The 6365-nt window shown below is 29.9% G+C and carries 12 protein-coding genes; 1 reads left to right on the top strand and 11 read right to left on the bottom strand.

Annotated elements, in window-relative coordinates; all coding sequences use genetic code 11:
• Window positions 1–274: integrase core domain-containing protein (locus B3I31_RS11225; protein WP_291088052.1), on the top strand; the 274-nt coding region annotated here is incomplete at its 5' end.
• 385 nt (window positions 275–659) lie between these two features.
• On the opposite strand, the gene B3I31_RS11220 is transcribed toward B3I31_RS11225, so the two are convergent.
• From B3I31_RS11220 to B3I31_RS11170, 11 genes are all read right to left on the bottom strand, one after another.
• A complete protein-coding gene (locus B3I31_RS11220) occupies window positions 660–944 on the bottom strand; it encodes a helix-turn-helix domain-containing protein (RefSeq protein ID WP_286496426.1) in 285 nt (94 codons plus the stop codon).
• Window positions 945–1138: 194 nt separating this feature from the next.
• Window positions 1139–1585 (bottom strand): hypothetical protein, encoded by a 447-nt coding sequence (locus tag B3I31_RS11215; protein WP_286496425.1) that lies wholly within the window; start codon window positions 1583–1585, stop codon window positions 1139–1141.
• 132 nt (window positions 1586–1717) lie between these two features.
• Window positions 1718–2032, bottom strand: coding sequence for a hypothetical protein (locus B3I31_RS11210; protein WP_286496423.1), 315 nt, complete (start codon window positions 2030–2032; stop codon window positions 1718–1720).
• A gap of 114 nt (window positions 2033–2146) precedes the next feature.
• Complete coding sequence (gene arsB, locus B3I31_RS11205) at window positions 2147–3181, bottom strand: ACR3 family arsenite efflux transporter (protein ID WP_291060609.1); 1035 nt, start codon at window positions 3179–3181, stop codon at window positions 2147–2149.
• 3 nt (window positions 3182–3184) lie between these two features.
• Window positions 3185–3799 carry a low molecular weight phosphatase family protein gene (locus tag B3I31_RS11200; RefSeq protein WP_291060607.1) on the bottom strand — a complete coding sequence of 205 codons (615 nt, stop codon included), beginning with the start codon at window positions 3797–3799 and terminating at the stop codon, window positions 3185–3187.
• Between the two features lie 15 nt (window positions 3800–3814).
• Window positions 3815–4282 (bottom strand): DUF6428 family protein, encoded by a 468-nt coding sequence (locus B3I31_RS11195; RefSeq protein ID WP_291060605.1) that lies wholly within the window; start codon window positions 4280–4282, stop codon window positions 3815–3817.
• A gap of 59 nt (window positions 4283–4341) precedes the next feature.
• Window positions 4342–4671, bottom strand: a complete 330-nt coding sequence (locus B3I31_RS11190) for an ArsR/SmtB family transcription factor (RefSeq protein WP_291060603.1) — start codon at window positions 4669–4671, stop codon at window positions 4342–4344.
• Between the two features lie 190 nt (window positions 4672–4861).
• The gene (locus B3I31_RS11185; protein WP_219035457.1) at window positions 4862–5119 is read right to left on the bottom strand and encodes a Txe/YoeB family addiction module toxin; all 258 of its coding nucleotides are present in this window, start codon (window positions 5117–5119) and stop codon (window positions 4862–4864) included.
• Entirely contained in the window at window positions 5120–5374 is a 255-nt protein-coding gene (locus B3I31_RS11180) for a type II toxin-antitoxin system Phd/YefM family antitoxin (protein WP_291060601.1), read from the bottom strand.
• 88 nt (window positions 5375–5462) lie between these two features.
• Window positions 5463–6140, bottom strand: a complete 678-nt coding sequence (locus B3I31_RS11175) for a tyrosine-type recombinase/integrase (protein ID WP_291060599.1) — start codon at window positions 6138–6140, stop codon at window positions 5463–5465.
• Window positions 6141–6240: 100 nt separating this feature from the next.
• Window positions 6241–6351: a hypothetical protein gene (locus B3I31_RS11170; RefSeq protein WP_291088055.1), complete on the bottom strand. Its 111-nt coding sequence runs from the start codon at window positions 6349–6351 to the stop codon at window positions 6241–6243.
• Window positions 6352–6365 lie beyond the last annotated feature (14 nt).

Genomic DNA, 6365 nt, shown 5'->3' with positions numbered 1-6365 from the left:
CGGACATGAATTTCAATCAAAGTTTCATTGGCATGTTCAAGATTTAGGAATGAGACACCGATTTATAAAAGTAGGAACGCCTCAGTTAAATGGGAAAGTTGAACAATCTCATTTAACTGATAAAAAAGAGTTTTATCAACTTTTAAGCTATACTGATGATGTCGATCTAAATCAAAAATTAGAACAATGGGAAAAACTTTATAATTTCAATAGACCACATGGTTCATTTAAAGGTAAAACTCCTTATGAAATACTAAAATTAAAACTAAAATAATTATATTTAATGTCTATGAAGTGATGAAGTACGACACTCATAGTATTGAGATTTGAGATGTTAGTTATTAGACTTTTGTTATTGTATGTTCTTTTTTATTCATTGGTTTATTGTTTTATGAATAATGTATTCATGAATCCTTTGGATTTGGCTTGATACAAAAACATTTGAGATGTTTGCTATTATTATGTTCATTTTATTAATTACTTTTTTCTTGATAAAAAAGTAATCAAAAAATGAAGGCTTCAATTCTGGACGGTCAATCTTCATTTCGCTTCACTAAAATGTTTAAATCACTCCTTTCAGTCGGTAAACATTTTTACGTTTCACTTAACGGATTGACATTCGTCTGCGAATTTTTATGCCAGGTTATTGCTCTTAATTTTTAGCGTTTATTAGTGAATGATTTGTTGTAGTGTTCGTTCAATAACTTTTCGACATCAGACATTTTGTAGTAGATTTTGTTGCCTACTTGACAGAATGAAACCTTTCCTTCATTTCTCCACGTTTGAGCAGTTCGTTTTGAGATTTTCATTAGCATTAGAAACTCTTGGTTATCCATAAATGTTTCTTGTTTAGCTGCTAATGCTTTGTTTAATTTTTTAGTGATTTCCTCTAATTGGAATACGATCGCATCGTATTGATCCTTTGTTAAAATGATTGCTTCCATTTTCTAATTTGTTTAAGATTATGAAACAAATGAAGTACAGAAAAAAAAGTCCGTTAGTCCTGAAATGGTCTTGTCAGGACCATATCTTTTTGAATGGCTGATAGATAAAGACTTTTGATTTTTGAGGTTGAACGTATGAACAGGACTTTTTGGACCAAACAAAATCCTAACTGGGATAGTTAGGATTGCGAATATTATAGTAATTTATCTACATCAATTCGTTTTGCGTTATTCGGTCGTTTTTCTTCTCTTGATGGAGTGAGTATGGTTTTGACCGTTTCAATACTTACTTTATTTCCGTCTTTGTCTACAAAAGAATAAACAATCATTTTAGAAATCTCGTTTACATTTCCATCTAAATAATTTTTACCATTAATAAACAACTCTCTGTTTAATTGGTAAAATATGTCTACCAACTGATTGACCTTTCCATTGAATTGTAGTTTGTTGTAATTGCATTTTTCTTCTTTAACCACTTGTAATTCTTCCGTTAATGTTCTGATGTGTTGTAAGTGGTCAATTTTTTTGTTGCATTGCTCTGAATATTCTGGAAGCTTTGGATTGATAAAATGAATGTTAGCTTGTTCGTATTCGTATTTCTCATCAGTTAAGAAAAAGATCTGATCGCAATAATCCTCCATCTGTTCCAAATTTTTCTGCGTTTTATAAAAAGAAAAATATCGTTCTTCTGAATCTGCATTGATGTATCTTGGTGCAGGTCTTTCTTCGTCTTTAATCTCTATTGGTTTATATAAACCTAATCGAATTATTTCTTATGAAGTATAAATTTTCATTAAACGAGTTTTATTTCTTCCTTTTTCAAACAGAAATTCATTTACTGAAACTAACTTTTCAAACTTATTAATCCAATGTAGCTTATCTTTTGCATATAAAAGTTGATGTTTGATAAAATCAGCAATTTCAGAATGAGAAATCTCAAATATTTTGTCAATTAATGCTTGACAATACCCGTCATTTGTAAGAGGTTGCACCTCTATAATATCAAATTCTTTCGACTTTACATTGTGTAAAGCAACTTGTGTAAACTCTTTGAATTGTACAGTTTCTTTTATCAAATACTTCATCATAAATTAAGTTTTAGCAATTAACCTTTTATAGTGTAATTTGATGTAAATTAATGCATTACAAAGATAAAATGTGTCGTTAAAGATATTTAAAACTTCCTTATTCGATGTATTGCTCTATTCTTTATAATATATGCTTTTCAACCACAAACTAGCTTTTACTAAAAGGATTAATACAGGAACTTCGACTAGCGGACCAATAACTCCTACAAAAGCTTGTGGCGAGTGAATACCAAATATCGCAATAGAAACTGCAATGGCCAATTCGAAGTTATTACCTGTTGCTGTAAATGAAATAGATGCATTTTTATCATAAGGAACCTTCATTGCTTTATTGATAAAGAAACTGATGAAGAACATCAGTGCAAAATAGATCACTAATGGGATTGCTACTTTGATTACGTCTAAAGGTAATTCAAGTATTTTATCTCCTTTTAAACTAAACATTACCACAATAGTAAATAATAATGCATAGAGTGTTATGGGAGAAATTTTGGGCACGAATACACGATTGTACCATTCTATACCTTTCTTTTTAATTAGCGTGTATCTCGTGATAAAACCTATTAAAAATGGAATACCTAAATAGATCAATACACTTTGGGTTACTTCTATCATTGAAACCGAAACATTAAAATTAGCTAAACCTAATTTACTTGGCAATACATTGATAAATAACCAGACTAGAAAGCTATAACTCAATACTTGGAAAATACTATTTAATGCTACTAACATCGCTGTGTATTCTCGATTTGCTTTGGCTAAATCACTCCATACAATAACCATTGCAATACATCTAGCTAATCCAATAAGAATTAATCCAGACATATAATCGGGTTCGTTGTGTAGAAATAGAACTGCCAAGCCAAACATTAAAATTGTTCCAATTACCCAATTAAGCAACAAGGAAATTCCTATAACCTTTTTATTTTTAAACGCTTGAGGTAAGAGTGTATAATCAACCTTTGCTAATGGTGGAAACATCATAATAATTAAACCTAATGCCAAAGGAATATTAGTTGTACCCACACTTAAACTTTCAACCCAAAAAGGCATATTAGGAAATACATATCCAATCGTTACCCCTGCTATCATTGCAAAAAATATCCATAATGTTAGATATCTATCAAGGAATTTTAGTTTTGGTTGCATCGTTTATTTTGTGATTTGTGAAAATATGTACATCATTTCGGTTGCGATTTGAATACTGCGTTGCTTATAAACCTCAGTTTGTTGAAGCGTTCCATCCGAAATTTTAGGATCTTCGTAAGTAATGGGAATTCGCTTTTCAGCACCGGAAATAAAAGGGCAACCTTCATCTGCTTGGGAACAAGTTAGAATCGCTGCGAAATTTGAAATAGGATTGAAAGCATCATTATATTTCTTAGAAAAACCGATAATTGGTAAACAATTTTCATCAAATTTTATGGCGTAAATAGGATTTATACTATCTGCAATTTTTAGAATTTGTAAGCCTTGATTTTCTAATGTTTCTGCTACTTTAGGAAACAAAGCTGTTTCTTGTGTACCACCTGAATAACAGTGTACATTATCTATATTATAGAATGATGCTGAAGTTTGCGCCCAAACCTGTGATAAATGACTTCTTCGAGAATTGTGTGTACAAATAAAATTAAGGTTTACCGGTTTTTTACTATTTACCTTTCCTTGAATGTAATCTATTAAAGGTTGTAAAATTGTTTTCCTTTGGTTGCTAACAGTATTGATTTTTTGAATTTCTTCTACTGTATTTTTTAATGCTTTGTTCATTATTTAGAATTCAGATTAACAACATCCAGAATTAGGTGTGCAACAAGAAGATTTTTCTTCTTTCACTCTAAATTTATTTTCAGTTGCAACGGGAATACCGCAAGCATCTTCCGCTAAACAAGCTGTTTTTTTATTTTTTAAAATGAAATGTTTTCCATTAAATTCAAGATCGTATTTCCCAATTGTAGTCGACTGATATTCAACTTCAATCTCTGAATCTTCAATCCCTAATTTGTTTTCGGATAAGCGAATAATGTTTAATAATTTACCTGGTTTTAAACGATGTTCGTAATCGTCTGCATTCCATAGTTGAAAGTTTACTACTTTTTCGTTTCTGATGACACCACCACAATCAATAAATTTCTTTGTGATTTCTCCCACTTCTGTAACGTGGAAATGCTCTGGCACGAACGTACCATCCTCTAATTGAAATTCAACATTTTCTAATGTTGGTAAGATTTCTTTGATTTCTGAAAGTTTCATATACTTTAATTATTATTTATTAATCGTAATATTACGATGATTTATTTCAAAAAAATGCCTTAACAGCATTGATTTACTTTTACATTTTGATTGAAAAAGTTAGAAAACTCATTTTGAATTGCAGCCCAAACCTTTTGATCAATACAATAACAAACCGATTTTCCTTCGATGGAACCTTGAATAATTCCTATACTTTTTAATTCTTTTAAATGTTGAGAAATAGTGGCTTGTGCTAAACCTAATTCATCCACCAAATCTGTACAGATACACGCATTTTGCTTGATAATATGTTGAATAATAGCCACACGAGCAGGATGTCCTAATACTTTGAATAAAGTAGCTAGTTTATTTTGTTCGTCTGTAAATATTTCCGATTTAGTTGTTCCCATTAATGATTTATTATCATTGCAATATTACGATATGTTTTATAAATACTAAAATTATTTAATATTAATTATTCAATATACTGTTCTACTGCTTTATCTAATTCCTCGTTTACGATTTTGGCATAAAAAAAAATCTGTTACGTTTTACAACCTAACAGAATTCTATCTTATTTATATCTTAAAAATGGATTATTTAATCGTAATGGAAACGGCACTTTGCAATTAATATCTGATTATCTTCGTACTTGTAAATTAAACGATGTTCTTCGTCTATTCTACGTGACCAAAACCCTGAATATTTATGTTTTAATGGCTCTGGTTTCCCAATACCAGTAAAAGGAGTACGTGAAATATCTTTCAATAAATCATTGATGCGTTTTACTTTTTTATTATCGGTTTTTTGCCAAAATAAATAATCTTCCCAAGACTCATCTACGAAAATATATTTCATCTATTCCTCGATTAATTCTCTTTCAAAAGATTGGTTGTTTTTTAATTTTTCAATGGCAGCATCTAATCTTGATTCGTTGATTCGTGAAGATAATTCATGATTTGTAGCCATTAATGAATTGTATTCTTCTAAAGACATTACAACAATACCAGAATCTTTCCCTCTGTTGATGATTAAGGTTTCAAAATTTTTTGAAACACTATCTAAATAAGATTTAATATTTTTTCTGAAATCTGAAACACTTGCTATAATCATAATCTTGTATTTTATTGTGTACAAATATATGTACAATATTTTGATTTGGAAAATCTATTTTTATACATTATTCTAAAATAATTATCTATTATTCAATAAATTGCTCTACAGCTTTATCCAATTCTTCGTTTACAATTTTAGCGTAGATTTGAGTTGTTCCGATATCGGAGTGATCTAAAAGTTTAGAAACATACTCAATACGCATACCGTTAGCTAAGGCTTGTGTTGCAAATGTATGTCGGTTTAAATGAAATGATAACGAGAACGGAAATTCTAATTCTTTACCGATTCTACGCAATTTCTGACCACATAATACATTTTTGCTACCAATTACTTTTAGTTGGTATTCGTTGGATTGTTCGAAGAAATTAGCTTCTGAAATGATTGGAAATACAAAATCATCTGGTTCGGAAGTTTCTTTTTTGTATTTGTTTAATATCTCTAAAGCAGATTGACCTACTTTGAATTGATGTGAACGTTTTGTTTTACGAATGTTTAATCTGATACGTTGTTCGTTTTCATCGTAGTTTTTCCATTGTAAGGTAACGACATAACTAAAACGTAATCCTCCGGCATAACAACTAAAAATAAACATATCTCTGAAGTAGGTATCTGTTTGACCAAATGAACTCTTGTGGTTTTTTAGCTGCTCTATTTGTTCTTTGTTTAAAAACAGTCTTGTACTCTTGTCTTTTTTGATTCGTACACTTGCAAATGGGTAAGTATTTAAACTGATTACTTCTTCACGAATGGCATCTTTAAACATTATCGCTAAAATTGAACATTTGTATTAAAACTAACATTAGTAATTTATGAACAAATTGAAATAACTGTAAGAAAGCTTCTTTACCAAAAAGGACGCAAGTTTAACAAATTGTGGAATGCCAAGGTAGTTTTTCGTTTAAATCATGACCTAAAAATAAACGAATATCCAAACAGTTATTGCAATAGCGAATCAATGCTCTGTTGTTATTAATATTATTTAGATAAC

It is taken from the genome of Empedobacter sp. UBA3475, assembly GCF_002378465.1.
GTDB classification, from domain to species: domain Bacteria; phylum Bacteroidota; class Bacteroidia; order Flavobacteriales; family Weeksellaceae; genus Empedobacter; species Empedobacter falsenii_B.
Note: the sequence above shows the minus strand (reverse complement) of the source record. Positions and strands in the feature narration are given on the sequence as shown.

Excerpts from the sequence above, each read along its gene's own strand:
- B3I31_RS11220 (WP_286496426.1), bottom strand. The coding sequence starts at position 944 with ATGGAAGCAATCATTTTAACAAAGGATCAATACGATGCGATCGTATTC.
- B3I31_RS11215 (WP_286496425.1), bottom strand. The coding sequence starts at position 1,585 with ATGGAGGATTATTGCGATCAGATCTTTTTCTTAACTGATGAGAAATAC.
- B3I31_RS11210 (WP_286496423.1), bottom strand. The coding sequence starts at position 2,032 with ATGATGAAGTATTTGATAAAAGAAACTGTACAATTCAAAGAGTTTACA.
- arsB (WP_291060609.1), bottom strand. The coding sequence starts at position 3,181 with ATGCAACCAAAACTAAAATTCCTTGATAGATATCTAACATTATGGATA.
- B3I31_RS11200 (WP_291060607.1), bottom strand. The coding sequence starts at position 3,799 with ATGAACAAAGCATTAAAAAATACAGTAGAAGAAATTCAAAAAATCAAT.
- B3I31_RS11195 (WP_291060605.1), bottom strand. The coding sequence starts at position 4,282 with ATGAAACTTTCAGAAATCAAAGAAATCTTACCAACATTAGAAAATGTT.
- B3I31_RS11190 (WP_291060603.1), bottom strand. The coding sequence starts at position 4,671 with ATGGGAACAACTAAATCGGAAATATTTACAGACGAACAAAATAAACTA.
- B3I31_RS11185 (WP_219035457.1), bottom strand. The coding sequence starts at position 5,119 with ATGAAATATATTTTCGTAGATGAGTCTTGGGAAGATTATTTATTTTGG.
- B3I31_RS11180 (WP_291060601.1), bottom strand. The coding sequence starts at position 5,374 with ATGATTATAGCAAGTGTTTCAGATTTCAGAAAAAATATTAAATCTTAT.
- B3I31_RS11175 (WP_291060599.1), bottom strand. The coding sequence starts at position 6,140 with ATGTTTAAAGATGCCATTCGTGAAGAAGTAATCAGTTTAAATACTTAC.